This window comes from Paenibacillus sp. Y859, from assembly GCF_056786405.1.
The window spans coordinates 145,433-170,814 of record NZ_JBXCIZ010000001.1 but is presented as its reverse complement, the minus strand read 5'-3'; the positions used below and the strand labels follow the sequence as shown (position 1 = coordinate 170,814).

The following is a 25,382-nucleotide window of genomic DNA, read 5'->3' as shown; positions in this document are numbered from 1 at the left end:
GTCGTCTTTTGATCCCGAAGTATAGCAGGGGGCGTATTCGACATCGAAAATTGAATTCAGCCGGTCCTTCCGGTGCTCACGTAGGGACTGCCTACGCTCCGCTCCTCACTCCCTATCTTCATCCAATCTTCTCGGTGCTGAAAAGTCGACTTTTTGAACATGCACTTTAACCAATATAACATGGATACCGTGGGGATTCATGCATATACGAGCTATTTGAAGAATAGACTTGTTCCATTACGTCATATCGGTACAAATTTTGGACAAGGGGTTGATGGGACTAATGATGGATACGATGTCTCCTAACATTTCTATACTTGGAATAGGTACGGCTCTCCCAGCTAACAGATTTGAACAAGGTGAAGTGCTAGATAAACTAGAGGAAGCTCTACACGATTCTCCTAATTCAGTACGGTGGGCAAGAAGAATCTTTAAACAATGTGGTGTCGCCACTCGGTATACCTGTGAACCTAATCTTATCGGACATGGATCAAGAAGCCGCTATTTGCCATCAAAAGGACTTCATGATGTCCCTTCTACCGCAGAACGGATGGAAATATATAAAAGAGAATCTATCCCCTTAGGCCTACAAGCGGCGAAGGATGCCTTGCTTGATGCAGAGGTCGATCGTTCACAGATCACCCATCTCATAACAGTAAGTTGTACGGGACAATTCCTTCCAGGGCTGGATGCTGTTCTTGTCAAGGATATGGGGCTGTCTCCTCGTGTGCAGCGGATTCCATTAACGTTTCAAGGATGTGCAGCGGGATTGAAGGCGATTCAATTGGCTAGAACGTTGGTGGAAGGACAATCAAACGCTCAAATATTAATAGTCTGTGTGGAATTATGTACACTTCATTTCCAGCCTTCAAGCGATCGCGAGGCTTTATTTGGTGCGTCGTTCTTCGGGGATGGGGCTTCTGCATGCATTATTGGGACCGCTGATAAGAACAGTAAGGGGTTGTTTCAATTAGGAGACGGCCATTCGGTTCTTTTACCTGAGTGTAGTGAAGAAATGATATGGGAGATTGGCAATTATGGATTCGATCTCTATCTATCAACGAATATCCCTAAGTTGTTAGGTCGCTATCTAACTGCGGAAATGGAATCACTCTTAGATGGAGACAAGACTCCTAGCTTATGGGCAATACATCCTGGGGGCAGAGGAATTGTTGATATCGTACAACAGATGTTCGAATTAAGCGATGCTCAGGTTCAGTTTAGCCGAAGCATCCTCCATGACTATGGTAATTTGTCTTCTGCTACAATTCTATTCGTATTAAAAGCGATGCGTGAGGATCTGCTAACTCGTCAAGTTGCATCCTCAAGTGGCGTAGCGTTAGCCTTCGGTCCGGGGTTAACGGCAGAACTACTAAAGTTTACGTATATTCCTACGAGCATTCTACAAGAACGGAAGATAGATCATGTTCATTCTTAAGAAGTTACAGAAAAGAGCGGAAGAACCAGAATTAATGGACGACTTCAGTATGGGTGGAGCAGATCTGCATGAAGCGCTACGTGATTTAAGGATGTTGAATCTAATATTTGGAGCCTCGAGTCCTACAATCTATGGTATTGAGAAGTTATGGATTCTCGCGGATCGGCCGAGTGCCTTAACTATTCTTGACGTCGGTGCGGGTTCAGGAGATGTGAACAGACGTATTCTTAGATGGGCAGATAAGAAGGGCATTGATATTACGATTCAACTAGTTGATGTTACGGAAGAAGCCTGTGAAGAGGCACGTCAATTTTTTCATGATGAACCGCGAGTATCGGTGCGATTAGTTGATGTGAAGTACTTATCCGAAGCCTGTGTTGATATTGTGACTGGATCACAATTTATTCATCATTTTACGGGAGATGAGCTACATAAAGTCGTATCCTATATGCATAAAGCGTCCAAGCTTGGCGTTGTTATTAACGATATTCACCGACACTGGCTGGCGTGGCTAGCTGTATGGATTGTCAGTCGTGTGGTTTCCACGAATCGTTATATAAGACATGATGCCCCTTTATCTGTAGCTAAAGGATTTCGGGCTACGGATTGGATTATGTTAAGAGAAGCTATAGGTATCCCACAACTCATCTATTCATGGCGACCTTTATTTCGATATGCTGTTGTCATTCCTCAGGGTTCTGTACAGAATAAAGATCGGAGTGAGAGTGGATGACACAAATAATGGATGCGGTCGTAATAGGTGGAGGAATTGCTGGCTGCAGTCTGGCCAAACAATTAGCAGATCTAGGATGGAGAACGGTCTTGTTAGATCGCCAATCGTTCCCCCGCCACAAAACTTGTGGTGAATTTCTATCTCCGGAATTTCAAGAGATGCTTAGTAAGCTTGGACTGGATGCCGTTATGGAATCATTACAGCCGCAGCTGATATCGAAAGCGAGACTTATATTTCAACATGGAGATTCAGTAGAAGTTCCTTTACCAGGTACGGCAAGGGGAATAAGTCGCTATTCACTTGACTCTGCACTCCATGAAGCGATTATTCATGCAGGTGCAAACGTACGGACAGGAGTTACAGTGACATCTATCAAGCAAAAAGAAGAGGGATACGAGGTCAAGATGAAGCAGAATGGTAAAGTTGAGGTCATTCATGCTCGCTCAGTTTATGCTGCTTGGGGTTCACATCGTCATTCTAATATGTTCAATGAACCTTATCCATTGGATTCGAGTAAGCCTTCCTACGTCGGAATCAAATCTCATTATTCGGGAATTCAACCTGAATCCGTTACGGAGTTATATTTCGTGAAAGGTGGGTATATTGGGATTTCTCCTGTTGAGAATGGTTATTCGAATGTGGCTGCGTTGTTGGAAAAGGGAGTCGTCAAGGGCGCGGGAACGACAATACCTGAAATACTTGAATCAGCTTCAAAAGGGAATATTCAATTAGTTGAGAGAATGAAACAAGCTGTCTCAGTTGAGGGTACACAAGTGTCCATCGCTCCAGTCCATCTGTCACATCATCCGCTAGCATGGCATGTCATTCCACATCTAGGGGATGCAGCAGTGGTGATTCCACCGCTCTGCGGGGATGGCATGTCGATTGCACTACGTTCGTCCTTTCTATGTTGTGCTTCCGCTAATCGTTATCTTCGTGGAGAGATATCACATTCTCAGTGGCAAGAAGAATATACACAAGCGATTGAGCGTGAATTTAGTGGTCTTATCAGACGAGGAAGGGTTGCGCATGTATTGAGTTCGATGCCTATGATTACGCGCTGTGTCCCTACCCTAGTAAGGATCTGCCCGCCCATTGGAAAGTATCTAGTTAAGGCCACTCGATTGAAATTATATAAAGGTTAACTATTTTTCATATAGGAGAGGCTTGCTTATGGGATACCGCATGCTTGCTATTCTTTCACATCGCTTCTCTCCATGGATCATTGTGTTGTGGACTGCATTCTTTGTCGTCTTTAGTACCTATGCTACTGAATTACCAACGCTACTCAAAGACCACGGGTTAGAATCTGATGGGAGTTCTACATATGTTCAACAAATACTATATTCAGAATTCGGAATTCCTGATGAGCCGATTATGCTTGTTTTTGAAAAAGAAACATTAGTAACAACTCAGCAGTTTCAGCAGTTTATTGAGAGCGTCCTATTGAGTATGAGTAACATCGAAGGTCTTTCTTCACAAGTATCTCCGTTTGAAAGGGAAGGGATGCTACAAGGGAATGTAGCTTATGCACTTCTTGGATTTCGTCAGCACGCCTACCAGATCGGACCTGTAATAGAGCAGATTAGACAGCAACTTCCCACTTCCTCGCATATTTCGATGGGTGTGACAGGGAAATCCGTTATTCAATACGATGTGAATCAAGCGAGTCGTCAAGGATTGCAGACAGCGGAGTTGATCGGCTTGCCGATAGCATTCGTAATACTGTTATTTGCGTTCAGAGGAGTCTTATTTGCATTGCTCCCACTTGTGATAGGGATTATTGGTGTTATAGGCACACTAGGGATCATGGCTTTCGTCGGCACAGTGTTGGATCTCTCCAATTTTGTATTAAGTGTGATACCTATGGTTGGATTGGCGTTAAGTATTGATTTTTCACTTATGATCATCAGTCGATTTCAGGAGGAACTTCATGGAAGGAATGTTGAGCAGGCATTAATAACTTCGATGAGTACAGCCGGACGAGCTGTAGTATTCTCGGCAGCATGTGTGTTTCTAGGGCTAGTAGCCATCCAGTTCATTGATTTACCCATCTTTACGACCGTCGCATCGGGTGCAATAGTTGTTCTAATCATATCGCTTTTACTGAATTTAACACTACTCCCGGCTCTACTTAGTATCCTCGCTCCAATTATAGTTGCTCAAAGAATAGTTCCTAACAAGAAGCAATCCCCGAAGTCCCAAAAACCCCAGAAATCCAAAACACTAGGCATTTGGGATCGATGGTCACTCGCCATTATGAAAAGACCTGTCGCATCAGTACTGCTTGCTTCTATCGTGTTGCTTAGTTGTCTCTTACCATTGCGGCATATGGTCGTAAGCATACCGGATGAAAGTTCACTCCCTAGAGGATATGAATCACGAACAGCGATGGAAGTGTATCATGCTCAATTTACGTCGACTTCTAGTTCAGAGGTTACTGTGATCGCGGAAGGAAAGAATCCCACATTTACAACCGAAGATTGGCTCCACGCCTATCAATGGGTGAAGCGGATGAAACAAGATCCGGGAGTAATTAAAATTGAATCTGTGTTTGACCATCTTTCATTGTTATCGGAGCAACAATCACTTCGGTTGCTTCAGAATCCTTCTTTTATGAACAAGATGGGATCGGAATTACAATCCGTGCTTAGGGATAATAGACTGCTCTTTCGGATGACTATACGTGGTGCCGTCGGTTCGAAAGAAGCTTCGGATTGGTTACGGAATTTAGAGGAGGAAGATGCCCCCTCTGAGTTATCGTTAAAAGTTGGGGGAGAGGCGAAGTATCAGCAGGAGATATTCGATGAAATTTCGAGTCATATTATTTCTATTCTATTATTTATTGGAGTGACGAACTTTATTGTTCTATGCATTGCGTTCCGGTCCATTCTTATTCCACTTAAAGCCATTGTGATGAATCTATTAAGTTTAGGTGCATCGTTCGGTATTCTTGTGTTTATATTTGAAAAAGGAAGATTTGGACTTGAAGCTAGTCCTATTGCGGTTATGATTCCTGTCTTTGTATTTGGTCTCGTATTTGGAATCAGTATGGACTATGGTGTGTTCCTGTTATCCCGAGTGTCAGAAGTATACGAACGTACGGGTGATCACCTTATTGCCGTTACGTCAGGATTATCTTCAACCGGTCGGATCATCACTTCGGCAGCAGCTATTATGATTGCAGTCACCTTGCCATTCGCCTTCGCAGATGTCGTAGGGGTGAAGCAACTCGGAATCGGAATTGCAGCAGCCATATTCATCGATGCCACGATCATTCGATTGATCCTTGTTCCTTCATTAATGACACTTCTCGGGCGAATGAATTGGTGGATGCCTTTTCAATAATGTCTTTATTGAATGGATCACTACATCGGGTCTATGTATCTGAATTGAATGCCAGCTGTCATCTACGATGATTTGTTTGGTCATTTGAGTAAGATGTAATAAATCTACCTGTCCTTTTTTCCAATCATCCGTTTGTTTACCGGCACTTAATACGATGACGGGTAAATCCTTTCTCAAAGGTTGTGATTGCTGTAGTTGGATGCTACTTTCTCCCGTATGCAAAATTTCCAAATATGCGGACTTATAAGCAGTTGTTCGGTAACCTAAGGCACGAGCTATTTTCAGCATCTCAGGAGGAAGTCGCTTGGAGCCGATGTGCATTCTCAACAATCGGGGAATGGCTATCGGAGACAGTAAATAGCCTAGTCGGAACATTTTCAAATGATTCTTGCGTTGCTTCCTTCTAGGTGGATGGGACTGATCTAATAAGTATCTATTCTCATGTGTGGAATCCACTAACACTAGACCCATTACTTCCTCTGGATACGTGGCGGCAAATAATCTCATGATCATTCCACCATATGAATGTCCAACGAGTAAGAAAGGCGGCTTTCTGCCTAGCTCAGTCAATAACAAACGAAGATCCTTCACATATTGTTGGCAGGTTGGTTCTAAAGGAGAGGAAGTACTCCAGCCTAATCCGGCGCGGTCATAAGAGATCACTGTCGCAATGTCAGCAAGTTCGGGTTGAACGTGACACCAATCTAATGAGCACCCGCCCATGCCGGACTCCAATATAATAGTAGGTGAACCTTTCCCAGATACATTGACATGCACCTTATGCTGGTTTAGCTCAATCATTTGTCCACTAGGCTTATATTGATATGACTGGTATCTAGATGATACCATCTGAAACAAGGTCAATGGAAAACCGATTACTGATAGAGTCCCGCGAATCAATTGATCAGAGAAAGAAATCATGGTCAAAACCACCTCCTCCACTAATTTAAAGGCGAAAATTGGAAAAGTTAAAGAGAAGCTTTTTCTAAAAACTTTCCTATTTTAAAATATTGTTAAAATTTTGAGTCTTTATTTGTTGTTTGAGTTATAATTGATAAATAAATGTTCATGGTATATAAGTTCGAGTTCAAAAAGTCGGATTTTCAGCACTAAAGTGTATGCTTACGAGGCTGCGTTTCTTCGAAACGCCTCAGAAGATTGGATGAAGCAAGGGAGTGAGGAGCGGAGCTACACGTTTTCGTAGAAAACGACTTCGAAAGCCTACGCTGGCAGTACCTACGTGAGCACCTGAAATGTTTCCGAAGGAAACATACTTCGTAAGCATACGCTAGGACCGGCTGAATTCAATATTCGATGTCGAGTAAGCTTCTTGGTAATCTTCGTGATCAAAAGATGACTTTTTGAACTACCTCTATACGTTGAAAGGTGGCTTTAAATATGGATAACAGCACGAATGTATCACGCTTTAAAGAAGTAATGGGGAATTACCCTACAGGAGTGACCGTCGTAACAACAGTGAATGAAGAAGGAGTTCCACTGGGACTTACCGTTAATTCATTTGCATCTGTATCATTAGATCCATTACTTGTCCTATGGTCCATCGACAAAAGAGTTTCAACTTATGAAACTTTTATAAAAACGGATAAATTCGCTGTACACGTACTATCTGGTGATCAAGGCGATATTTGTTCCCTATTTGCGAGTAGAGATATTGATCGATTTGGAAGTTGTGATTGGAAGTTATCACAACATAATCTTCCGATTATTGCAGGAGCTTCAGGAGTGATGCAATGTAAGACGTTCAAAACGATTGAAGCGGGAGATCACACTATTTTGATAGGTGAAATCATCGATATTGAAAGTAATAACAAAGAACCGCTCCTATATCATAAAAGGAAATTCGGGAGAATTCCGGACGAATTCTATATTTAAACTTTACATGATGACATTCCTCCTACTTTTGTGGGGGGATTCTTTATTTAACTTAAAGGAGGTACTATGCCTTTTCTAAAGAAGATAAATCTAGATTGGGATAACTTATCCCATGAAGATGAACATCAATTTCCATTTCAGATCCCTGCGATACGTAGCTTGAGAAGCTTAAACTTAGAGAGTAACGTGACCTTTCTAACAGGAGAGAATGGATCAGGTAAATCCACATTATTGGAATCCATTGGACTTTGTTGTGGTTTCAGTATTATTGGGGGAAAAGATCTTGTCATTCAGAAGGAAAAGGATAATGTATCGCTGTCATCTATCATGAAATTAAGCTGGATGCCTAAGGTGAATAGCGGCTTTTACTTCCGTGCTGAGACATTTGATACGTTTGCGAACTATATCGATGAGCTAGCAGATGATCCTTTTATTGGTAATTCCGCTTATGGTCCATACGGTGGGAAGTCCTTAAATGAACGCTCTCACGGTCAAGCGTTTCTAACGTTTTTTAACAATCGGCTCGATAAGAAGGGGCTTTACTTGTTAGATGAGCCAGAGTCAGCCTTGTCGCCGCAGAGTCAGTTAGCCTTTATGAGGTTGATTCGGGAGATGGAACAGAGTGGACAGGCTCAATTCATTATTGCGACGCATTCGCCGATGCTTATGGCGTACCCGAATGCTCAAATTCTACATTTTTCGGAAAGCTCTATAGATCCTATTGAATACGAAGAGACGGAACACTATAGCTTGACTCGAGATTTCCTAAATCATCGCGAGAGGTATTTCGACATATTGTTCTCGGATGATGAGTGAGAAGATTGAAATAGTGTTCTGAATGAATATACCAGGCAGTCCATTAGGATGCCTGGTTGTTTATTGTTTGGATGAGGTAGAGCTTACCCTTAATCAAGCTGTTTCCATTTATTATCCATCACTTGTGGAACATAGTTCTCCATGCGTTGGATAAGGTCTATTGGATCACTAGACACGATAATTAGGCTCAGATTTGATTCGTTGGCAAATCCCTCTTGAACACCATAATTAATCATCTTCAACAGTGGATCGAAGTAACCGCAAATATTTAATATGCCAATAGGCTTATGGTGTATACCAATCTGTGACCAGCATAGAACCTCGAAAAGCTCCTCATATGTTCCGAATCCACCAGGTAAGGCGATAAATCCATCTGCTAATTTCCCCATCATAGCTTTGCGTTCGTGCATACCTTCAACTTCAATAAATTCAGTTAGTTGTTGATGCACGATTTCGCCCTTAAATAATCCTTTGGGCATTACTCCAATCGCTTCGCCACCTTGTTCCATGACGGTATTGGCGATCACTCCCATAAGTCCCATATTGGACCCACCATACACTAAGCGATATTGCTCTTGAGCCATATAATGACCAAGCTCAGTAGCCTTGATTTGATAGTCCGGACGCTCCCCAAGATTAGATCCTGCAAAAATACAAATAGAATTCATAAATGGTATTCACTCCAATTTTTATGTATATTGTATTAGTTATTATATATTATACAGGAATAAAGCCATTAATATATCAAATTAATTAGAAAAGACCACAGAAGTGGTCCTTTTCTTTTTAACGATAAGCGTCACTTAGGAATCTTGGACTCGGTTAGTAGTATGATCTGTGAAATTTGCTTCTCCCAGCCGTAAATATGTTGTTGAGATGTTTGAATGTTTTGCATTTCGTTATACATAAGCGTTATTTCTTCAGCGGCTGTAACGGCATTGCCCTGCTTGACACTTGCTTTATAACGTTTCTCTGCTGCCGAATAAGATTGTTTCGTCGTAGCTATTGTTTTGTTCTCCGCAGTAATCATTTTTTTGTAATTTTGGACAGGAGCAAGCACCTCCTTAACTGCCTTCAACTTGATTGAACGCTGCTTTTTGGCGGAAGCGAGTGCATCTTTGGTAGCTTTCACCTCAGAACGAGCAGTTAACACAGAAGTTAGTATCTTATTACGCTTAAGATTCAGTAGATCAGCGAGTTTCTTATCTTTATTCTTCTTAGCTGCAGTAGTTTGTTTGGTTAGTGCTGAGTATTGTTCTAAAAGCGGAGAATGCTTACGTAAGGTCTGATCGTATTGAATTTGCAATCTGTTTATTAACTCTAGGTCTATGTTATTGATCTTTATGTTCACTTGCTTCAATGCATCATTATTCACTGTACGTTGCTCTTGAATAAGTTGTTTTTCAGACGAAATAGCCATCTTAAGAACTGTCAAATCATCGTAAATATGGTTGACATGTTCCAATGCAGTATCCCAATGATCCGCTGCACTCACTTGTGAGACATTACTTTGTAACATAATCAATAGACAAAGAATGATTAATATTGAACCTCGAAATCCTCTAACCATTGCCTTATTCATAAATTAAATCAACTCCATTCCATGAAATTTATAGCGCAGAAAAAGCACCTCCAAGAAAGGCTAGTACGCCTAATCTTGCGAGGTGCTTCGCTCGCTAACATGTTAAATTTAAACTTAGTCTATCCTTTAATATGGAAAATGTCAATAGTTTGCCGAACATACGTTTCTGTGTGGGGCCTACTGTTCAATCCACTGAAACATTCGTTCAATGGCGACTAAATGTGTATCGAGTGGAAGATGGTGGTCGTAGCCGTCATATGGATGAAACTCAGTGGGTACCCCTGCCTCGACAAGCTTGTTGTACATATTGAGTCCGTGACTGAAATCGACTTGGGTATCTTGGGTGCCATGCATAATAAGCACGGGGCACTGAATTTTATCCGCCATGAAGATAGGAGAGCGCAGTTGATAGGATTCAGGTATTTTATTGGGGGAGCCTCCAACGACTCGTTTCAACATTTTACGGAGATCCACTCGTTCTTCATAGGTCTGGGCAAGGTCGGATACACCACCCCAATGGATTAATTTATGTACTTTAGGTATGTGTGTTGCGGTATGTGTAGCATTAATAGACCCACGAGAGAAGCCCATTACAGAAATTCGTTTCTCATCTACAAAAGGAAGACTCTCCACAAGACGATATGCGGATAAAACATCTTCTTGATCGCTGCCCCCGAATTCGTCACGCCCATCCCCACCCTCATTTCCTCGATAGGTAGGAGCGAATATGATATGTCCGTAATTTGAGAATTGCTCAAGCCAGTCTGTCTTGACTCGTCCGAATTTACCGATGCCTCCACGACAATAAATCAAGACAGGCCATTGTTGTGATCGAAGATCATTGCGTGCTGGTGGATAAGAACTGGATAATCCAGTTACGGGAAGCTTCATTGAACCATAGGACTGAGCAATGAAGGACTCTAACTCTGAGGTAGGCAGGTCATACCCATGCGGTAAGCTAAGATACCCTTTTACCTTCAATCCATGTGATAAGTAAGTGATGTGAAAGATCATAGTTGCTATCGGCTCCTATTGTTTAAGGATTTTAAAGTATTTAATTGTGGAAAAGAACTTGCATTCTTTAGTATAAACTAATTGTTTGAATGTCCATAATCCAAGCAAAAATCTTAAGGAGTTATCCAACCAATTCCCTAGAATAGACAGGGAAATGGTCATCTTTGATAAAGCTTCATGAATCATTGGGGTTAGTGTATACTCGTACATTTTCGTTGTCGTCGATTGTCGCTAATATAACATCTTCGATTTCTGAATAAGCAGGTGATATTTTCTTTGTGAGCCAGTTATGGTCTTTCCCGATTTCTTTAAGAAGGGATGCATTGGCTTTTCCTTCAATGATAATCGGTCTTGCGAGGGTAAACGGTTGGCTCGCAAGCTTCATATCTGCTGGGGTAAGCGGTTGATATTGGGTATCCATGAACACGGAAATTGTTCCTCCAGGTTCCCATACTGCGAGGGATACTTTTTCTATATTCTCTACTTTTTCTTTCCGAAGCTCAGAGAACAGAAAATCAATAGAAATTCTTGCTTTTGAAAGGTTATGGAATTGGATTTGTCCATTTCTAATGAGTGTAATCGGCGGCGGATCGAGATAACGTCTGAATAACGGCCATTTTAAGCTCAACCACGTCGCAGCAACATATAGAATGATTAGAGTGACGGTAGTTAGCATAGAGCCTTTTACACCTAATCTCTCGTCTGAAAGCGGATGAGCGATAATATTGCCGAGTGTCAGGGCAATGATGAAGTCGAGAAACCTTAATTGAGAAATGGAACGTTGTCCCATTACTTTCGTTGCAAGTAGCAAAAAGACAAAGCTAACGATGGCTCTCAAGACCCATTCAACTGTTGTCAACGATTCTTGACTCTTGAAAAAATCCAATTCATTCCCCCCCCCCCCTTAATTCGATGAATTCCCGATTCCAGCCCACTCAGACCTGAATAATAAGGGGAAGGATGATGGGTCTTCTTTTAGTGTGACTATACAAGTGATTTCCAACCGATTCTTTAATCGTTTGTTTATGAATACCCCATTGCGTAATGTTCTTTTCTTGTAATTGATGGATGGTTGCCACTGTAATGCGACGTACTTCGTCTAGCAATTGCTCTGATTCACGGACATACACGAAACCACGTGAAATAACATCGGGACCGGATATGATTTTACCATCCATTTTACTAAGAGTGACTACTACGATGAGAATGCCATCTTCGGAGAGTAACTTACGATCACGTAAAACAATCGTTCCTACATCACCGATTCCCAACCCGTCAACAAGAGTATTCCCATTCGTTATTGTTCGAGATTGATAAGCTTCTTGATTTCGAATGTCGACAACATCTCCATTATTAACAATAAAGATGTTATCCTTGGCTACACCCATCGTTTCAGCTAATAAACGGTGCTGATGAAGCATGCGGAATTCACCATGAATAGGAATAAAGTATTTCGGCTTCATAAAAGCAAGCATTAACTTCATTTCTTCCTGACTAGCATGACCGGATACATGCATTCCCGTTGCCGACCCTGATCCATAAATGACGTTGGCTTTCAGTTGAAATAGATTATCTACGATTCTTGATACATTGCGTTCATTACCAGGGATGGATGTAGCAGCTAGAATAACCGTATCACCGGGTAGAATTTCTACTTGTCTATGATTAGAACTGGCTATACGCGATAAAGCGGCCATGGGTTCGCCTTGGCTTCCGGTACAGAGTATAACAATTTCATGGGAAGGCATTTTGCTAACTTCATTCGCATCAACTAATGTCCCTTCAGGAATTTGTAAATAATCTAGCTCGGTAGCAATGGATACGACATTCACCATACTTCTACCGAGTAAAGCTACTTTCCTATTTGTTTTTACCGCCGCATCAATGACTTGCTGTAGACGATGAACATTGGAAGCGAAGGTGGAAATGAATATTTTCTGCTCGGCTTTTATAAATGCCTCTTCGATGTGTGCTCCTACGAGACGCTCAGAGGGGGTAAATCCGGGACGTTCCGCATTGGTGCTCTCAGACAAAAGAGCCAAGACACCGTTGTTACCAATGCTTGCCAACCTATATAGATCTGGATGCTGTTCATTTACAGGTGTTAAATCGAATTTGAAATCTCCTGTATGTACAACAGTGCCTTCAGGGGTATTGAATACGATACCGAGACAATCAGGGATGCTGTGATTTACTCTAAAGAAACTTAAATTTATCGTGCCTAATTTGAAGCTCGATTCAGAATCGATTGTGATTAGTTTTGTACTCTTGAGAAGACCATGCTGTTTGAGTTTAATTTGGATTAACCCTAGAGTTAAGCGTGTCCCATAGATAGGGATATTCAACTGTTTGAGAATATAAGGAATGCCTCCGATGTGATCTTCGTGTCCATGAGTGACGATGAGGGCTCTAACTTTGTCGCTATTCTCCAGTAAATAAGATATATCAGGAATGATTAGATCAATCCCCAATAAGCTCTCATCAGGAAACTTGGAGCCACAGTCAATAACGATGATATCGTCACCATATTGAAGCATGTACATATTTTTTCCAATTTCATTCACACCGCCGAGAGCGGCAATAGAAAGCTTATTTTCCTTTGTCGTCAATCTTGACACCTCCATTTGAAAATATGGAAGTAGTATCTCCATTTATAATAGATGTTATGACGATAAAGCAGGAAAGAGCTTATTTTAAAAAAAGTTGTTCGCCATATATATGTCGTAGGACATTCATCCCATTAATATATTTATTATAAAGGAGGTTTTGCAAACTGCTTCATTCTATTCAGCGCTATATTGTACTTGTGGTTGTGTTTCTACTTATTGGGATGCCCTTATATGTTGAGGAGGCGAATGCCGATCAAGTAAATACAGATTTGATCGTGGTGAACAAGAAGAGTAACAAATTGGCTTATTTTAAAGATGGGAAATTGGTAAAGGAATTTGCTGTTGGTACGGGTAAGAGCCCAAGTCTAACACCTGAAGGTAAATTCAGAATTGTGAACAAAATCAAGAATAGACCTTATTATAAGGAAAAAATTGCTGGTGGAGATCCTCGAAATCCACTAGGGGATCGATGGATTGGGCTTGAAGTGAACGGAACACAAGGAACGACGTATGCGATCCATGGCAATAGTAATGAGAACTCAATCGGTAAGTATGTAAGTGCTGGTTGTATTCGAATGCACAATGATGAGGTTCATTGGCTCTTTACTCAAGTGAAAGTAAACTCTTATGCTATTATAACTACATCTGATTTAACGTTTGAGGAAATAGCTGTGAAGAATGGATACTCAGTAGGCTCTAAGATATTTGAAGGAACAGTAATCATTAACGGTGTAGAACAGAAATTAAAGAACTCGCTTGAGAATGTTGATTCTCGTATTTACATTCCGCTGCGGGAGATTCTAGAATTACTAGGAGCTACTGTACAGTGGAATAATGAGAACCAGATGGCGACGATCTCTATTGGGGATCGAACGATTACCCATAAGCCACTTACGAACAAAGCGACGGTTAACGGAAATGTTATCACGATTACGCCATCAAGATATCAAGGTGCGACAGTGATGCTTCCGCTACGGAATATGCTAGAGTTGTCCGGAATTGAAGTCGTATGGGATGGCCAGAATAACGCCATATATTTATCGAATTAATTAGAAGAGAAGCCGCGAAAGTGGCTTTTCTTTTTTATAGGGAATATAGTTGAATATTGAAAGAATGATTCTAAAGGAATACAATACAGAAGCAGCTATATCTACAAAATATTTCTTACGGACACTGGATAGAGAGATGAATTTTAGATGTCTGTGGGCTTTATAATACGGAAGGGGTGTTCTTAATGAAAGGTTTGAATTATCTATTCGTTGCTATTTTAAATTTCTTAGCGGCAATTGCTTTTATTGTTGCAGTTGCGTTCTCAGATCTTAGTGATTGGAAGGTAACTTATGGTTTTGGATTCGTTGCATTATTATTTGCTTTTACTGGAATAGCCAATATGGTAAAACACATCAAGGGGAACTGAACGATAATTATTATTTCGTTACAACGCAAACAGCACCTTTATCCTAATGGATCAGGGTGCTGTTTGCGTTATATCTGGTTAACGAACGATTCGGAGAAGGAGTTAGAATAGATGTCGATATTATCATAATTCACCATATGAAAAATTCATAATAGTAAAACAAGAATTCTAGATACATTAATCTATACGCATCATGTGTATGTATCTATTTTTCGAAAAAGAGAGCATTCTAAACCATTTAGCATCACCAGATGAAAAAATAAAGAGCAACATTAAAGTTGCTCCTTATTGTCCATTCTATTAAGTCAAATATGTGGCACCTTGTGTAGTAATGCTTCACCTGCAATGCCCGGGTTCGTCATTTGAAATGGATCAAGGATAATGTTTAATTGCTCTTCGGACAATACCTGGTATTGAAGGCATAGACTACGCACCGATTGACCTGTTGTAATAGCTTCACGTGCGATCTTCGTTACCAGTTCATATCCCAAGTGGGGGCTAAGTGCAGTAATAATACCTACGCTATTCTCAACATAATCAAGACATCGTTCGATGTTCGCCTGAATTCCCTCAATACAATGCTCTCTAAAGACACGAAAGCCCTGGTTCATAATTTCTAATGACTGTAGTACATTGTATACCATGACTGGTTCCATAACGTTCAGTTCCAATTGACCGGCTTCTGACGCAAGACAGATCGTATGGTCATTTCCGATGACCTGGAACGCAATCTGATTGATCACTTCGCACATCACAGGATTTACTTTACCTGGCATAATCGATGAACCCGGTTGGCGAGAGGGAAGTGTGATTTCACCTAGACCTGCTCTTGGACCAGAGGCCATTAGGCGAATGTCATTAGCTACTTTTGACATATTCATCATACAAATTTTTAGAGCGGCTGATACTTCTGTATAAGCGTCCGTGTTCTGTGTCGCATCTACAAGGTGTTCGGCAGGTTCTAATGGAAAGCCACTCAATTCTGCAAGGATTTCTGCTACTCTCTTAATATAATGTGTATTGGCATTAAGTCCAGTACCGACGGCTGTTGCTCCAATATTAATATGAAGTAAGTTATTTTTCGTGGCTTGAAGACGTTTGATATCTCTATCAAGCACGCGTGCGTATGCTTGGAACTCTTGACCAAGGCGGATAGGTACAGCGTCTTGCAGGTGAGTTCGTCCCATTTTGATAACACCGTCGAACTCCGTAGATTTATCGTTGAATGCTTTATGTAAGTCCTTCATGGTCCCAAGTAGCTTCTCAATCATCGTCAGTACTGCTAAATGTACTGCCGTTGGGAAAGCGTCATTCGTGGACTGGGACATATTGACATGATTATTCGGATTGATGTCTTCATAGCTTCCTTTATCCTTACCTATTAGTTCAAGTGCGCGATTAGCAATGACCTCGTTGGCATTCATATTAATGGAAGTACCTGCACCACCTTGAATAGGATCGACAATGAATTGTTCGAACCATTTACCTCTAATAATCTCATCTGCAGCTTTAACGATGGCATCACCTTGAGCAGCTTGTAACTGGTCAATCTCCATGTTAGCTATAGCGGCCCCTTTTTTGACCATAGCTATTGAACGGATTAATTCTGGGTGGATTCGTTCTCCTGTAATCGGAAAGTTCTCCGCTGCCCTAATAGTATTGATGCCATAATAAGCATTGGATGGAACTTCTTTCGTACCAAGAAAGTCTTTTTCCAAACGCATAACACTCATTCCTCCTAGTATGAAATCGGACATATAGACCTAGCGAAAATCTTGTGAAATATTGGACACGATACCATTATACGTTGTTCCCGTTAGGCAAACAAATATAATCCAATCCCGCAAAATAACAGGCTTGCTAAAGTTTCAAATAAGACGGCTTGTAGCTCCTGTTTTGTGAGTAATCATATATACAGAAATAAGGTTCGTCAATGACGAACCTTACACTTAGGAATATGGATTACAGGAGATGAGGGACCTGAACATCGGGATTAACGTCAGCTTCATAATCAACACCATCAAATTCAAAACCAAATAGTTGGAAAAACTCGCGCCGATAGCCTTCTAGATCCGTAAGTGCGTGAATGTTCTCGGTCGATATCTGATTCCATATCTGCGTAACTTCAGCTTGTACATCATCGCGTAGTTCCCAGTCATCGATGCGAATACGACCTTGTTCATCTACGGGTGTTCCTGTGCCATCATTTGTATATAAGCGTTCTGTAAATAGACGATAGGTTTGCTCAATACAGCCTTCGTGGAGACCTTTCTCTTTCATGACTTTATATAGAGCGGACACATATAATGGTACGACTGGAATAGCTGAACTGGACTGTGTCACAAGGGCTTTGCTTACACAGACATATGCTGAACCACCCGATATAGCGAGTTGGTCGTTCATGCGGATGGCAGTTGCTTCAAGGTGATCCTTCGCACGACCAATAGTACCTTCTCTGTAGACAGCTTGTGTGATTTCTGAACCGATATAGGAGTAAGCAATCGTCTTAGCGGTATCGGCTAGTACGCCCGCTTGGCGAAGCGCATTGATCCACAGTTCCCAATCGTCACCGCCCATGACAGTAACCGTATCATGAATTTCATCTTCCGTGGCAGGATCAATCGTGATTTCACTTACTTCGCCGGTATGGAAGTTAACGGTTTTGTTCGTAAAGGGTTCACCAATCGGTTTGAGCACGGAATTAACCATTTCACCTGTCTGAGGATCTGTTCTTCGTGCAGATGCGACACTATAAATAACCAAATCAACTTGACCTAGTTCAGTGCGAATCACTTCGATTGTCTTTGCTTTTGTCTCTGAAGAAAAAGCATCACCTGTGACACTGAATGATTTGAGACCAGCATCATCCGCCGCTTGCTCAAATGCTGCTGAATTATACCAGCCAGCGGAAGCTGTACGTTTCTCGCTTCCACTGCTAGGGCGATAGACGCCAACTGTATTCGCCTGTGCGCCAAAGGCTGCGACAATACGAGATGCTAGTCCATATCCAGTGGAGGCTCCAATCACTAATACATTAAGGGGTCCTTTTATTGCTGGATGTGCTTGTACATATTCTATCTGCTGTTGTACTTGACTGGCACAGCCTACTGGATGTGATGTCGTACAAATAAAGCCACGTGTTCTTGGTTTAATAATCATAGGTTTAGTAATTCCTCTCTTTCATTAAGTATATTCAAGTTATGGAGTAATTTTTTGCTAATATATCGTTACTACACGATTCTCTGAAAGGCAACTTTTCTATTATACCATGAATTGGAGGGTTATTAAATTTCGAACTGTTATGAAATATATTAAATCTAATTAGAGATGAGCGTGTAGAGTACTGTTTTCACCTGACCTTCTGGTAGAGGTATATAAGTAAACATCAAGACATTCCCTGTACGTTTCTTTAAAACAAGCATTTCGGATAAAACATATGGGTCCCTAGGATCGACCCGATTCCATTCCTTTTGGTCATCTATACTAATCAGCTTTAAATTAAGATTGGTACTTACTCCTGTTGTGGCGTTAATCGCAAATAGTTGAGTTGTATCCATTGCACGAACTAGAGCTATATCATGTGCGACATATTCCACCATAAAATCTCCCGTTTGACCGGTGATTTCCTCCAACTCAAATAGTTCCCCGAGACTACCATTCTGAGTAATATATTGAAGGTTTCGTCCATCAATCATGAAGAGTTGCGTTGTTATCAGTTGGGGAGCAAGAATATAGGAAGAGGTGACGGAGTGATACTCCATTATCTTCTGAATTTCTTTGTGTTGGATTAATGCCTGATAGCTATTTGTGAAATCATTGAACATGGCATAATGATTGTCGCTCAAAAGCAATAGATCTTGGCATATCCATAATATTCAAATTACCATCGCTATCGTTGTACCATGTCTTTCCGCCCATTGCACTTACTGCCGAGACTAAAGGTACGTATACAGCACCATTAAGAATGCGAGGTGCCTTCGTTAAGGATAACGCTGAGCCATTCACCTTCGCCACGTCAGAACCCACCGTGAAGATAACTTCACGTTCTGGACGAATCAGTCTAGCTACTTTAGTTGGCTGGTTCCAGGTTAGTGTATAACCCATAGAGGGCGCGAGCGACCTCAGTGGAACCGAAGTTGTGCCTTCTAGAATGATCTGATTGGCACTCAGTCCGTTATCTTTATAATTTACCAAAATTGACTTTTCTTTTGTAGCTGACACTGGTACCGAGCTTGTGCTAATAGTAAAAGCGGTGGCGACAATTCCGAACGTAAGTATCCACTTTTTCATTTATGTATTACTCCTCCTCTGGGGATTTTCATTATATGCATTAGACGTAATGTACTACAAAAGGTTACTTCCTAACAACATCAGGTAATCTGAAAATAGTCTAGTGTAAGCGTCAATGCTCCATTATTGGAATAATGTTATACTCAAGTTACCATACGATCCTGTCGCGTTGGGATAGGGGATTTGTTGAAGTTAATGAGAAATGTTAGGAGATAGATCGATATGAAGCTGGTATCTTGGAATGTAAATGGGCTTAGAGCATGTGTGAAAAAGGGATTTAATGATTATTTCCGGGAAGTGAATGCGGATATATTTTGTGTTCAGGAAATCAAATTGCAGGAAGATCAAATTGTGCTGGAGTTGGGCGAAGAATATTCACAGTATTGGAATTACGCTGTGAAGAAGGGGTATTCTGGCACAGCTATTTTCACAAAGGTCAAGCCAATTTCTGTACGCTATGGTCTAGAAGAGGATGAAGAGCCTGAGGGACGAATCATTACGCTGGAGTTCGAGAGCTTCTATCTTGTGAATGTATATACTCCCAATTCAAGACGTGATCTGTCGCGCCTCGATTTGAGACTAGCCTGGGAAGAACGATTCCGTAGCTACATTCAACAATTGGACTCACTCAAGCCCGTTATTATATGTGGGGATTTAAATGTTGCCCATCATGAGATCGATCTTAAGAATGCACAATCCAATCGTGGTAACTCAGGATTTACTATAGAAGAACGTAGTAAAATGACTGAAATGTTGGAATCGGGATTTATAGACACATTCAGACACTTTTATCCGAATCGGACAGACGCGTATACTTGGTGGTCTTATATGGCAAAGGTAAGAGAGCGGAATATTGGCTGGAGAATTGATTATTTCCTGGTTTCCTCTAGAATGGGATCTTCCTTAAAGGATGCTCAAATTGACTTCGAAGTTATGGGGAGTGATCACTGTCCAATTATTCTTATGATAGATTAAATATCCAAAGGAGGATGACATTATGGCACTCGGAGTTTTATTCGTCATGTTAATTGTTATTGCAGTTCTCAGTATTACCAGTATTGTTTTGTTATTTCTAGTAAAAGACCCTAAGTGGAGTAGTATGATCTTTAGAATTACGCTAGTAATAGCGGGTTTTATCAGCTATATGAATGTTACTGCTCCTCCGAGTAACTTCGTTATTCCACGAATCGTGGCACTAAGTTTCGGAGCATTGGCAGTGATTGGAATTATTCTGAAGTATATGAAAAAAGAGATGATCGCAAAAGTATTCCTAGCCGCTTCGGTGCTGTTGGGTATTCTGCAACTCTTTTTCTTCTGATTGGGTTAGATGTTGAAAATTTTGAAATTTCACAATCAATACCTTATTTTGGGTAATCGGATGGTATGATATACTAGGAAATAATGAAATACATAAGATCAAGCATCTAGATAGAAAGACGAGGTTACATTTTGAATGGTCGTTAATTATCTAGTGCGAACCTGAAGCACACATGAATTCCCTGGGAGGTTCGCACCAAAGATCACTTAATAATATCCATTTATAGTTAAATTGGAAACTGAGAGGTAATTTAAAAGTGCTGATTTGTTTATTTACATTAAAAAATCGTTGAAAACACACTTTTGCATTGCTTTTTGGCGTCGCACTCTCACGAGAGTGCCAATGTTGTGGGTGTGCTATGTGTAGGAACCTTGATATAGTGGGGTCTTTAAGAGGTTAGTTGCCGTCTCGAAATCATCTAGCGGACGAAATGGGGACGGTTTCTATATATGTTTTTTAGTGCGTTCTCCGAATCTGTCAAATTCAGAGGCTGCTCGGTCAGATATGCTCTTGGTCACGTGGCTATACGTGGTCTGGAGCATTTTCTCATTTTTGTGTCCTAATCGTTCGGCTACAGCTTTAGCTGGTATGCCGCTCTCTAATAGGAAAGTAGCGGACGTATGTCGCAATCCGTGAAGCTTTACGTACCGAAAACCGTTTTCGGTTAGAAAATCTCGCCACTACGAATATGGTGTGTTTGGGTGGTAAGGGATGCCGTCCCGCAATCTTTGCAGGTATACTTTCACCAATTAAAATCCTATTGTCCCCAAAGTCACAATCTGAAATCTCAAGCGGGACAACCTCTCCGCGTCTAAAAGCCCCAAAAAAGGCAGCCTGTATGAGTAGTTTACATTTGAGTGGTTGCTCTTCTAATGCAATTAAGACTTCTTCTATTTCGCTCTCTTCATAGAACTCTACCTCTACTTGCGTAGCCTTCGGTCACTTTACTCCATCACATGGGTTGGTTGCTATCACTTGCCATTCTTTTACTCGTTCGAGTACATTCTTCAGGACTCTTAAAGCATATCGCTGTGTATCCGCATCAAGCGTTCCAGGTTTACCATCTTTTCGCGCTTCGGGTGATTTTAAGTACTCCTTGAAATTTACGACATGTATCGTTGTAATGTCCTAAAGTTCCAGATGTCTAAAATGGGGGTAGATATGATTACGCAAATGTTGATCACAAACGACCAGACTATACTCGGATAAGTTATCTGGATCACTGGCATATTTAAGTTTCCAATGATTTTCGGTAAATTCCCTGAACGTCATGTTACTCGCTTTGATAAATTCCCCTGAGATCACTCTACACTTAAAGTCTGCGAGTTGATCGTCCAAATAATCTTTAAGCTTTCGACTTACATCTCTGTATCCTTTGCATTTCTCAGACATTTTCATTAGTGACGGCTCTTCAATCTCTACGGTTTCACTTGGACGATTTCTTTTGCCATCAGAATGATAGCCAAGATCGATGCGTATCCGCCATGTAAATGAGTTTGATCGATTTTATAGATGTTACTGAAGGTGAACCCGAGGACATAGAGTCTCAACACATAGAGTCTGTACTCTTGGCTGGTGGACGATCTCACATAGGTCAAGAAATACGAAACGAAATGCATGATCACACTGGGATTAAGTTTAAGTGGCGCTCGGCTGATGGTGAACAGGTTGAAACAAAAGTCATATGGATAAAGGCAGCTCAAATCATTTCGAAGCTAATAAAAGAAGGTAGGTACAAAAGAGCTGAGGTTATATATAACCCATATCCCTAAACGGAACTAATAAGGTGCGCTGCATAAATAGCACAAGCGCCAATTACCAACAAAACAATAACCATTATAGTAACAAATACTTTACCATTCATAATTTTCACCTCGGTTTGATTATATCAAATAAATAACCATAAAGGAGCGATAACAATGAAAGAGCAATACAAGCTCAAGCAAGGCGATATGGTCGTGATGCATACGTGTATGGAACATGACTCTCCTGATAACTTCGGCAAAGTATGGACCTGTAAATCAGATGCATTCCGCCACATAGGACATGATTTCTTGAAGGGTTTAGCGGTTCCTTCTCAACGGAATTTCTTCAAAAGGTGAATACAACAGAGAATCTAGTACCAATAGGAGAATATCTAGTCCTATCAGATGGATTTGAGGTAGAACAGTTTAAGCCTGCAATTGAATTTATCGGAGGATTGCGTAAAGAGTTGGTAGAGACAGAGGAAGATAATGTGATTTTAAAAGCGCACGTAGACGGATTAAGTAAGCTCGTTTCACAGTTTGATCAGATAATACAAGATTCCTCTCGTGAGTTGGCAGAGGCACAGCAGACCATGGCCAGCCGAGAGGATAGTATCAAAAAAAAAAAAAAATCCTGCTCAATGAGCAGGACTATAAATTATATTTAAGCTTGAGGTTCAGGTCTCTTCACTTGAAGAGGAGGAGGGATGAGCCAACCTTTTTCTTTGTTCATCTTGAGTACTTGAACACCCAAGGCCGCCATAGTGAGATGGTATTTAGCAAATAAAGCACCAATATCCACTCTAACTGATTGACCCATAACTTGGCTACAAGCAACCAGTCCGATAGCGATATCAGCAGAAATTTTAGCGGCTATTTCAGGATCAGTAAATCTTGCTCCAGCACGAATGTCTTCGAGTTTTGCAGTTGGTCTCTCAGGCATGATTGGTGCGGGGGCAATTCCGTTATCAGATAGCAATTTATCGCATTCTGTAATCTCAAGCTTTGCTTGATCAATAAGCTTGTCTAATATTTTTTAAAGATCTCTGTCACCAGCGTGGTTTAAAAATGCTTGGTAACATGATACAGCGCCTCTTGCAACCATAGAGCTACTCCATACACTAAAAATTTCACCATAATGCATTGGTTCGTCTTTGGGATTTCCGTTTAAAATACCCATTATTTTAGCTCCTTTAGAAATTTGTTTAATGACGTTCTGGATTGCGACTTTTTAGACCTACGAGGCCTGCAAGACCAAGTAATCCAAGCCATCCCCAATTTGTACCGTTGTCATCGTTTGTAGCATTAGCCTTATAACTGTTTGTGTTCATTTCGTTTGTGTTCATATCGTTTGAATTCATGTTGTTGTTTTCTGCAAATGCAGGAAAAACAAGAACCAAAGCAATACTCAATGTAGCTAAAAAAGACGCAAGAATTTTCATCATTGAGTTTCCCTCCTTCCAGAAATTTATGACTTATGTGGTTTAGGTGCAGATACCAAGATTATCTTTCCCAGAACAAATGTAAATATTCTATAAAAAGCATTAGGAAAGGAAATTCAGTTGTATCCGAGATGGGAAATAACCAATCACATAGACATTCCGAACGTTCGGAATGATAGACATATCGAATTTATCAAACGGCGATTTAAAGAAGAAATTAAGCGAGTTAGAGAGGAAGAAGAGATATGAGAGAGAGATCAAGTTCCGTGGAAAAAGACTTGATAACGGTGAGTGGGCTTATGGATATTACTTATACGGAGCAATTAAGGATGAGCATGTGATATGGACTGATAATGAAAATTGGCTAGTCGATCCCGAAACAGTAGGGCAATACACAGGGCTAAAAGACTGTGAAGTTAAGACAATCATTTAAATAACTTCTTGTTGACTTAAAGATTGATTTTGTTCAATGATTTCCATGCAAAGTTGTTTTAAATCTTTTTTCTTGCTTTTACTCATCTTTAATTATCCTTTCAATTAATGATTATATTTAAGTGCATTGTAGCTACGGAGCTTTAAGGTGACTGTCTGATTGCGTCGGCAGCTATATTAAGTTCTTTCTTTATATCCATTCGATCCCTCCGTTCATACATTCAATATTCTACCTAGTAGGGAGTTAACCCTTCTTAAAGGGCCGTGATATTTTATAGGGTAAGGAAACCTTTCCTGAGCAGATAAATAATATTCATTTGCAGATTTCCCCATATATTATATTGCTAAAAATAGCGAAGGGATCAATCTTCGTACTGTGCAATATAAATGGAGCCAACCTATAAGAATATAAGAACTGCAACACGTCGTTCCGAACGAGTTTTTAACATGTTGTGATTACGAACATATATTAATACATATGAAAATAGGGGGTACAGTAATTGGCCATTAATAAGGAGCTACGAAATATTGAAATTGCCAAGCTGGCTTTTATAGGGGCCTCCATTGCTACATTAGGTGATGGAATCGCCGCGCTAGCTGCCGGATTGGCGTTAGACGCTTTAGAACAGGATTATAAAACCAAAATCAGTAGTCGTAACGCTTCTAGTAAATCAACTAAGAATCAACTTGATTATTTTATTAACGAGTTAGTAAAGATCAGAAATATTGTTGGTTGACAAGATTCAGTGTATTAGGCTTAATCATACATTGATAAAAAGGAGTGATGGAAAGGTGTAAAATCACGCTAGACAGCCTTCAACAAACATGGAGATCGTTACCGATATATCCAAGGCCATCAGCGGTGAGTATCGTGCTATTCACTGCTATGAGCAATTAGCAAATCAGGCTCCAAATGTTGAAATTAGACACTATCACTTGTTCTCCCATATCTATACATTTCTTGCGGGAAATCAACCTTCTCCACAACTATCTGTACAATGTGCTGATAACTTTCCAAGTAGAGTACTTGCATCATTTAAGGATGAGCAAGAAACAGTTGACTTTTATCATAGAATATCAAGAAAAACCAATGATATTTTTATTAAGGATTCGTTTCAACAAGCTGCAGCAGATGAACAAAATCATGCAGTTTGGTTTTTATATTTTATGAACCATCATTAATTGATCATTAGCCGGCCCTTATGTCGGATTTTCCTATTGTACATAATGTGTCATATGCGTCGTCGCACTCTCACGAGAGTGCGTGGATTGAAATTTATGTTGCAGTATCGTCCAAATGAGCAA

27 protein-coding genes and 2 pseudogenes are annotated in these 25,382 nt (G+C 40.7%); 15 read left to right on the top strand and 14 right to left on the bottom strand.

Going from position 1 to position 25,382, the window contains the following annotated elements:
* Nucleotides 1-286: 286 nt before the first annotated feature.
* From AC1TO8_RS00915 to AC1TO8_RS00900, 4 genes are read left to right on the top strand one after another with little or no spacing between them, the layout of a single operon-like run.
* Nucleotides 287-1,438 carry a type III polyketide synthase gene (locus AC1TO8_RS00915; protein ID WP_482054466.1) on the top strand — a complete coding sequence of 384 codons (1,152 nt, stop codon included), beginning with the start codon at nucleotides 287-289 and terminating at the stop codon, nucleotides 1,436-1,438.
* Nucleotides 1,425-2,171 (top strand): methyltransferase domain-containing protein, encoded by a 747-nt coding sequence (locus tag AC1TO8_RS00910; RefSeq protein ID WP_482053744.1) that lies wholly within the window; start codon nucleotides 1,425-1,427, stop codon nucleotides 2,169-2,171. The genes AC1TO8_RS00915 and AC1TO8_RS00910 overlap by 14 nt, the downstream gene beginning before the upstream one ends.
* Complete coding sequence (locus tag AC1TO8_RS00905; protein WP_482053743.1) at nucleotides 2,168-3,316, top strand: NAD(P)/FAD-dependent oxidoreductase; 1,149 nt, start codon at nucleotides 2,168-2,170, stop codon at nucleotides 3,314-3,316. The genes AC1TO8_RS00910 and AC1TO8_RS00905 overlap by 4 nt, the downstream gene beginning before the upstream one ends.
* A 28-nt stretch (nucleotides 3,317-3,344) precedes the next feature.
* Nucleotides 3,345-5,519 carry an MMPL family transporter gene (locus AC1TO8_RS00900; protein WP_482053742.1) on the top strand — a complete coding sequence of 725 codons (2,175 nt, stop codon included), beginning with the start codon at nucleotides 3,345-3,347 and terminating at the stop codon, nucleotides 5,517-5,519.
* Here AC1TO8_RS00900 and AC1TO8_RS00895 read toward each other — a convergent pair.
* Nucleotides 5,472-6,440, bottom strand: a complete 969-nt coding sequence (locus AC1TO8_RS00895) for an alpha/beta fold hydrolase (RefSeq protein WP_482054465.1) — start codon at nucleotides 6,438-6,440, stop codon at nucleotides 5,472-5,474. The genes AC1TO8_RS00900 and AC1TO8_RS00895 overlap by 48 nt on opposite strands.
* 477 nt (nucleotides 6,441-6,917) lie before the next feature.
* Here AC1TO8_RS00895 and AC1TO8_RS00890 point away from each other — a divergent pair, with 477 nt between their 5' ends.
* Together AC1TO8_RS00890 and AC1TO8_RS00885 are read left to right on the top strand one after the other, a co-directional pair.
* Entirely contained in the window at nucleotides 6,918-7,412 is a 495-nt protein-coding gene (locus AC1TO8_RS00890) for a flavin reductase family protein (protein WP_482053741.1), read from the top strand.
* A gap of 66 nt (nucleotides 7,413-7,478) precedes the next feature.
* Nucleotides 7,479-8,228: an AAA family ATPase gene (locus AC1TO8_RS00885; RefSeq protein ID WP_482053740.1), complete on the top strand. Its 750-nt coding sequence runs from the start codon at nucleotides 7,479-7,481 to the stop codon at nucleotides 8,226-8,228.
* A gap of 89 nt (nucleotides 8,229-8,317) precedes the next feature.
* Here AC1TO8_RS00885 and AC1TO8_RS00880 read toward each other — a convergent pair whose 3' ends face one another.
* The 5 genes from AC1TO8_RS00880 to AC1TO8_RS00860 all read right to left on the bottom strand — a co-directional run bounded on the left by AC1TO8_RS00880 (nucleotide 8,318) and on the right by AC1TO8_RS00860 (nucleotide 13,433).
* Nucleotides 8,318-8,896, bottom strand: coding sequence for an LOG family protein (locus AC1TO8_RS00880; RefSeq protein WP_482053739.1), 579 nt, complete (start codon nucleotides 8,894-8,896; stop codon nucleotides 8,318-8,320).
* 131 nt (nucleotides 8,897-9,027) lie between these two features.
* The gene (locus tag AC1TO8_RS00875) at nucleotides 9,028-9,810 is read right to left on the bottom strand and encodes a hypothetical protein (protein WP_482053738.1); all 783 of its coding nucleotides are present in this window, start codon (nucleotides 9,808-9,810) and stop codon (nucleotides 9,028-9,030) included.
* Nucleotides 9,811-9,987: 177 nt separating this feature from the next.
* A complete protein-coding gene (locus AC1TO8_RS00870) occupies nucleotides 9,988-10,824 on the bottom strand; it encodes an alpha/beta hydrolase family protein (RefSeq protein WP_482053737.1) in 837 nt (278 codons plus the stop codon).
* A 175-nt stretch (nucleotides 10,825-10,999) separates the two neighbouring features.
* Nucleotides 11,000-11,710 carry a DUF421 domain-containing protein gene (locus AC1TO8_RS00865; protein ID WP_482053736.1) on the bottom strand — a complete coding sequence of 237 codons (711 nt, stop codon included), beginning with the start codon at nucleotides 11,708-11,710 and terminating at the stop codon, nucleotides 11,000-11,002.
* A gap of 49 nt (nucleotides 11,711-11,759) precedes the next feature.
* Nucleotides 11,760-13,433 carry a ribonuclease J gene (locus tag AC1TO8_RS00860; RefSeq protein WP_482053735.1) on the bottom strand — a complete coding sequence of 558 codons (1,674 nt, stop codon included), beginning with the start codon at nucleotides 13,431-13,433 and terminating at the stop codon, nucleotides 11,760-11,762.
* 221 nt (nucleotides 13,434-13,654) lie between these two features.
* On the opposite strand from AC1TO8_RS00860, the gene AC1TO8_RS00855 reads away from it, so the two are divergent.
* Nucleotides 13,655-14,482, top strand: a complete 828-nt coding sequence (locus AC1TO8_RS00855; protein ID WP_482053734.1) for a L,D-transpeptidase family protein — start codon at nucleotides 13,655-13,657, stop codon at nucleotides 14,480-14,482.
* A gap of 185 nt (nucleotides 14,483-14,667) precedes the next feature.
* Nucleotides 14,668-14,850: a hypothetical protein gene (locus tag AC1TO8_RS00850; RefSeq protein WP_482053733.1), complete on the top strand. Its 183-nt coding sequence runs from the start codon at nucleotides 14,668-14,670 to the stop codon at nucleotides 14,848-14,850.
* A 305-nt stretch (nucleotides 14,851-15,155) separates the two neighbouring features.
* Here the strand turns inward: AC1TO8_RS00850 and aspA are convergent, their stop codons facing one another.
* The 4 genes from aspA to AC1TO8_RS00830 all read right to left on the bottom strand — a co-directional run bounded on the left by aspA (nucleotide 15,156) and on the right by AC1TO8_RS00830 (nucleotide 19,140).
* The gene (gene aspA, locus AC1TO8_RS00845) at nucleotides 15,156-16,574 is read right to left on the bottom strand and encodes an aspartate ammonia-lyase (protein WP_482053732.1); all 1,419 of its coding nucleotides are present in this window, start codon (nucleotides 16,572-16,574) and stop codon (nucleotides 15,156-15,158) included.
* A 238-nt stretch (nucleotides 16,575-16,812) separates the two neighbouring features.
* Nucleotides 16,813-18,009, bottom strand: coding sequence for an enoyl-ACP reductase FabV (fabV, locus tag AC1TO8_RS00840; protein WP_482053731.1), 1,197 nt, complete (start codon nucleotides 18,007-18,009; stop codon nucleotides 16,813-16,815).
* A gap of 158 nt (nucleotides 18,010-18,167) precedes the next feature.
* Entirely contained in the window at nucleotides 18,168-18,695 is a 528-nt protein-coding gene (locus AC1TO8_RS00835; protein WP_482053730.1) for a hypothetical protein, read from the bottom strand.
* Nucleotides 18,664-19,140 carry a copper amine oxidase N-terminal domain-containing protein gene (locus AC1TO8_RS00830; protein ID WP_482053729.1) on the bottom strand — a complete coding sequence of 159 codons (477 nt, stop codon included), beginning with the start codon at nucleotides 19,138-19,140 and terminating at the stop codon, nucleotides 18,664-18,666. The genes AC1TO8_RS00835 and AC1TO8_RS00830 overlap by 32 nt, the downstream gene beginning before the upstream one ends.
* Nucleotides 19,141-19,362: 222 nt before the next feature.
* On the opposite strand from AC1TO8_RS00830, the gene AC1TO8_RS00825 reads away from it, so the two are divergent.
* Both AC1TO8_RS00825 and AC1TO8_RS00820 read left to right on the top strand, forming a co-directional pair.
* Nucleotides 19,363-20,115, top strand: coding sequence for an exodeoxyribonuclease III (locus AC1TO8_RS00825; protein WP_482053728.1), 753 nt, complete (start codon nucleotides 19,363-19,365; stop codon nucleotides 20,113-20,115).
* Between the two features lie 22 nt (nucleotides 20,116-20,137).
* A complete protein-coding gene (locus tag AC1TO8_RS00820; protein WP_482053727.1) occupies nucleotides 20,138-20,458 on the top strand; it encodes a hypothetical protein in 321 nt (106 codons plus the stop codon).
* A 443-nt stretch (nucleotides 20,459-20,901) separates the two neighbouring features.
* Here the strand turns inward: AC1TO8_RS00820 and AC1TO8_RS00815 are convergent.
* Together AC1TO8_RS00815 and AC1TO8_RS00810 are read right to left on the bottom strand one after the other, a co-directional pair.
* Nucleotides 20,902-21,108: pseudogene (locus AC1TO8_RS00815) on the bottom strand (tyrosine-type recombinase/integrase); the annotation flags it as partial.
* 478 nt (nucleotides 21,109-21,586) lie between these two features.
* A complete protein-coding gene (locus AC1TO8_RS00810) occupies nucleotides 21,587-21,850 on the bottom strand; it encodes a hypothetical protein (protein ID WP_482053726.1) in 264 nt (87 codons plus the stop codon).
* A gap of 527 nt (nucleotides 21,851-22,377) precedes the next feature.
* Between AC1TO8_RS00810 and AC1TO8_RS00805 the strand changes: the two genes are divergently transcribed.
* Both AC1TO8_RS00805 and AC1TO8_RS00800 read left to right on the top strand, forming a co-directional pair.
* Nucleotides 22,378-22,560 (top strand): hypothetical protein, encoded by a 183-nt coding sequence (locus AC1TO8_RS00805; protein ID WP_482053725.1) that lies wholly within the window; start codon nucleotides 22,378-22,380, stop codon nucleotides 22,558-22,560.
* Nucleotides 22,557-22,871 (top strand): hypothetical protein, encoded by a 315-nt coding sequence (locus AC1TO8_RS00800; RefSeq protein ID WP_482053724.1) that lies wholly within the window; start codon nucleotides 22,557-22,559, stop codon nucleotides 22,869-22,871. Before AC1TO8_RS00805 ends, AC1TO8_RS00800 begins: the two co-directional genes overlap by 4 nt.
* Here the strand turns inward: AC1TO8_RS00800 and AC1TO8_RS00795 are convergent.
* Together AC1TO8_RS00795 and AC1TO8_RS00790 are read right to left on the bottom strand one after the other, a co-directional pair.
* Nucleotides 22,868-23,383, bottom strand: a pseudogene (locus tag AC1TO8_RS00795) (DUF3231 family protein). The gene AC1TO8_RS00800 and the pseudogene AC1TO8_RS00795 sit on opposite strands and share 4 nt — an antisense overlap.
* A 25-nt stretch (nucleotides 23,384-23,408) precedes the next feature.
* On the bottom strand, nucleotides 23,409-23,648 hold the full coding sequence (locus AC1TO8_RS00790) for a WGxxGxxG family protein (RefSeq protein WP_482053723.1): 240 nt from the start codon (nucleotides 23,646-23,648) through the stop codon (nucleotides 23,409-23,411).
* 169 nt (nucleotides 23,649-23,817) lie between these two features.
* On the opposite strand from AC1TO8_RS00790, the gene AC1TO8_RS00785 reads away from it, so the two are divergent.
* The 3 genes from AC1TO8_RS00785 (at nucleotide 23,818) to AC1TO8_RS00775 (ending at nucleotide 25,259) form a co-directional block, all read left to right on the top strand.
* Nucleotides 23,818-24,078 (top strand): YopX family protein, encoded by a 261-nt coding sequence (locus AC1TO8_RS00785; protein ID WP_482053722.1) that lies wholly within the window; start codon nucleotides 23,818-23,820, stop codon nucleotides 24,076-24,078.
* A gap of 499 nt (nucleotides 24,079-24,577) precedes the next feature.
* Nucleotides 24,578-24,814, top strand: a complete 237-nt coding sequence (locus AC1TO8_RS00780) for a translation initiation factor 2 (protein WP_482053721.1) — start codon at nucleotides 24,578-24,580, stop codon at nucleotides 24,812-24,814.
* 88 nt (nucleotides 24,815-24,902) lie between these two features.
* The gene (locus tag AC1TO8_RS00775; protein WP_482053720.1) at nucleotides 24,903-25,259 is read left to right on the top strand and encodes a ferritin-like domain-containing protein; all 357 of its coding nucleotides are present in this window, start codon (nucleotides 24,903-24,905) and stop codon (nucleotides 25,257-25,259) included.
* Nucleotides 25,260-25,382 lie beyond the last annotated feature (123 nt).

What these genes read in the sequence shown, in the direction of transcription:
- AC1TO8_RS00820 (WP_482053727.1), top strand. Translation starts at nt 20,138, where the DNA reads ATGGCACTCGGAGTTTTATTCGTCATGTTAATTGTTATTGCAGTTCTC.
- AC1TO8_RS00805 (WP_482053725.1), top strand. Translation starts at nt 22,378, where the DNA reads ATGAAAGAGCAATACAAGCTCAAGCAAGGCGATATGGTCGTGATGCAT.
- AC1TO8_RS00905 (WP_482053743.1), top strand. Translation starts at nt 2,168, where the DNA reads ATGACACAAATAATGGATGCGGTCGTAATAGGTGGAGGAATTGCTGGC.
- AC1TO8_RS00855 (WP_482053734.1), top strand. Translation starts at nt 13,655, where the DNA reads ATGCCCTTATATGTTGAGGAGGCGAATGCCGATCAAGTAAATACAGAT.
- AC1TO8_RS00890 (WP_482053741.1), top strand. Translation starts at nt 6,918, where the DNA reads ATGGATAACAGCACGAATGTATCACGCTTTAAAGAAGTAATGGGGAAT.
- AC1TO8_RS00880 (WP_482053739.1), bottom strand. Translation starts at nt 8,896, where the DNA reads ATGAATTCTATTTGTATTTTTGCAGGATCTAATCTTGGGGAGCGTCCG.
- AC1TO8_RS00790 (WP_482053723.1), bottom strand. Translation starts at nt 23,648, where the DNA reads ATGATGAAAATTCTTGCGTCTTTTTTAGCTACATTGAGTATTGCTTTG.
- AC1TO8_RS00785 (WP_482053722.1), top strand. Translation starts at nt 23,818, where the DNA reads ATGATAGACATATCGAATTTATCAAACGGCGATTTAAAGAAGAAATTA.
- AC1TO8_RS00900 (WP_482053742.1), top strand. Translation starts at nt 3,345, where the DNA reads ATGGGATACCGCATGCTTGCTATTCTTTCACATCGCTTCTCTCCATGG.
- AC1TO8_RS00870 (WP_482053737.1), bottom strand. Translation starts at nt 10,824, where the DNA reads ATGATCTTTCACATCACTTACTTATCACATGGATTGAAGGTAAAAGGG.
- AC1TO8_RS00830 (WP_482053729.1), bottom strand. Translation starts at nt 19,140, where the DNA reads ATGAAAAAGTGGATACTTACGTTCGGAATTGTCGCCACCGCTTTTACT.
- AC1TO8_RS00775 (WP_482053720.1), top strand. Translation starts at nt 24,903, where the DNA reads ATGGAGATCGTTACCGATATATCCAAGGCCATCAGCGGTGAGTATCGT.
- AC1TO8_RS00825 (WP_482053728.1), top strand. Translation starts at nt 19,363, where the DNA reads ATGAAGCTGGTATCTTGGAATGTAAATGGGCTTAGAGCATGTGTGAAA.
- fabV (WP_482053731.1), bottom strand. Translation starts at nt 18,009, where the DNA reads ATGATTATTAAACCAAGAACACGTGGCTTTATTTGTACGACATCACAT.
- AC1TO8_RS00875 (WP_482053738.1), bottom strand. Translation starts at nt 9,810, where the DNA reads ATGAATAAGGCAATGGTTAGAGGATTTCGAGGTTCAATATTAATCATT.
- AC1TO8_RS00910 (WP_482053744.1), top strand. Translation starts at nt 1,425, where the DNA reads ATGTTCATTCTTAAGAAGTTACAGAAAAGAGCGGAAGAACCAGAATTA.
- AC1TO8_RS00850 (WP_482053733.1), top strand. Translation starts at nt 14,668, where the DNA reads ATGAAAGGTTTGAATTATCTATTCGTTGCTATTTTAAATTTCTTAGCG.
- AC1TO8_RS00915 (WP_482054466.1), top strand. Translation starts at nt 287, where the DNA reads ATGGATACGATGTCTCCTAACATTTCTATACTTGGAATAGGTACGGCT.
- AC1TO8_RS00895 (WP_482054465.1), bottom strand. Translation starts at nt 6,440, where the DNA reads ATGATTTCTTTCTCTGATCAATTGATTCGCGGGACTCTATCAGTAATC.
- AC1TO8_RS00810 (WP_482053726.1), bottom strand. Translation starts at nt 21,850, where the DNA reads ATGTCTGAGAAATGCAAAGGATACAGAGATGTAAGTCGAAAGCTTAAA.
- AC1TO8_RS00885 (WP_482053740.1), top strand. Translation starts at nt 7,479, where the DNA reads ATGCCTTTTCTAAAGAAGATAAATCTAGATTGGGATAACTTATCCCAT.
- aspA (WP_482053732.1), bottom strand. Translation starts at nt 16,574, where the DNA reads ATGCGTTTGGAAAAAGACTTTCTTGGTACGAAAGAAGTTCCATCCAAT.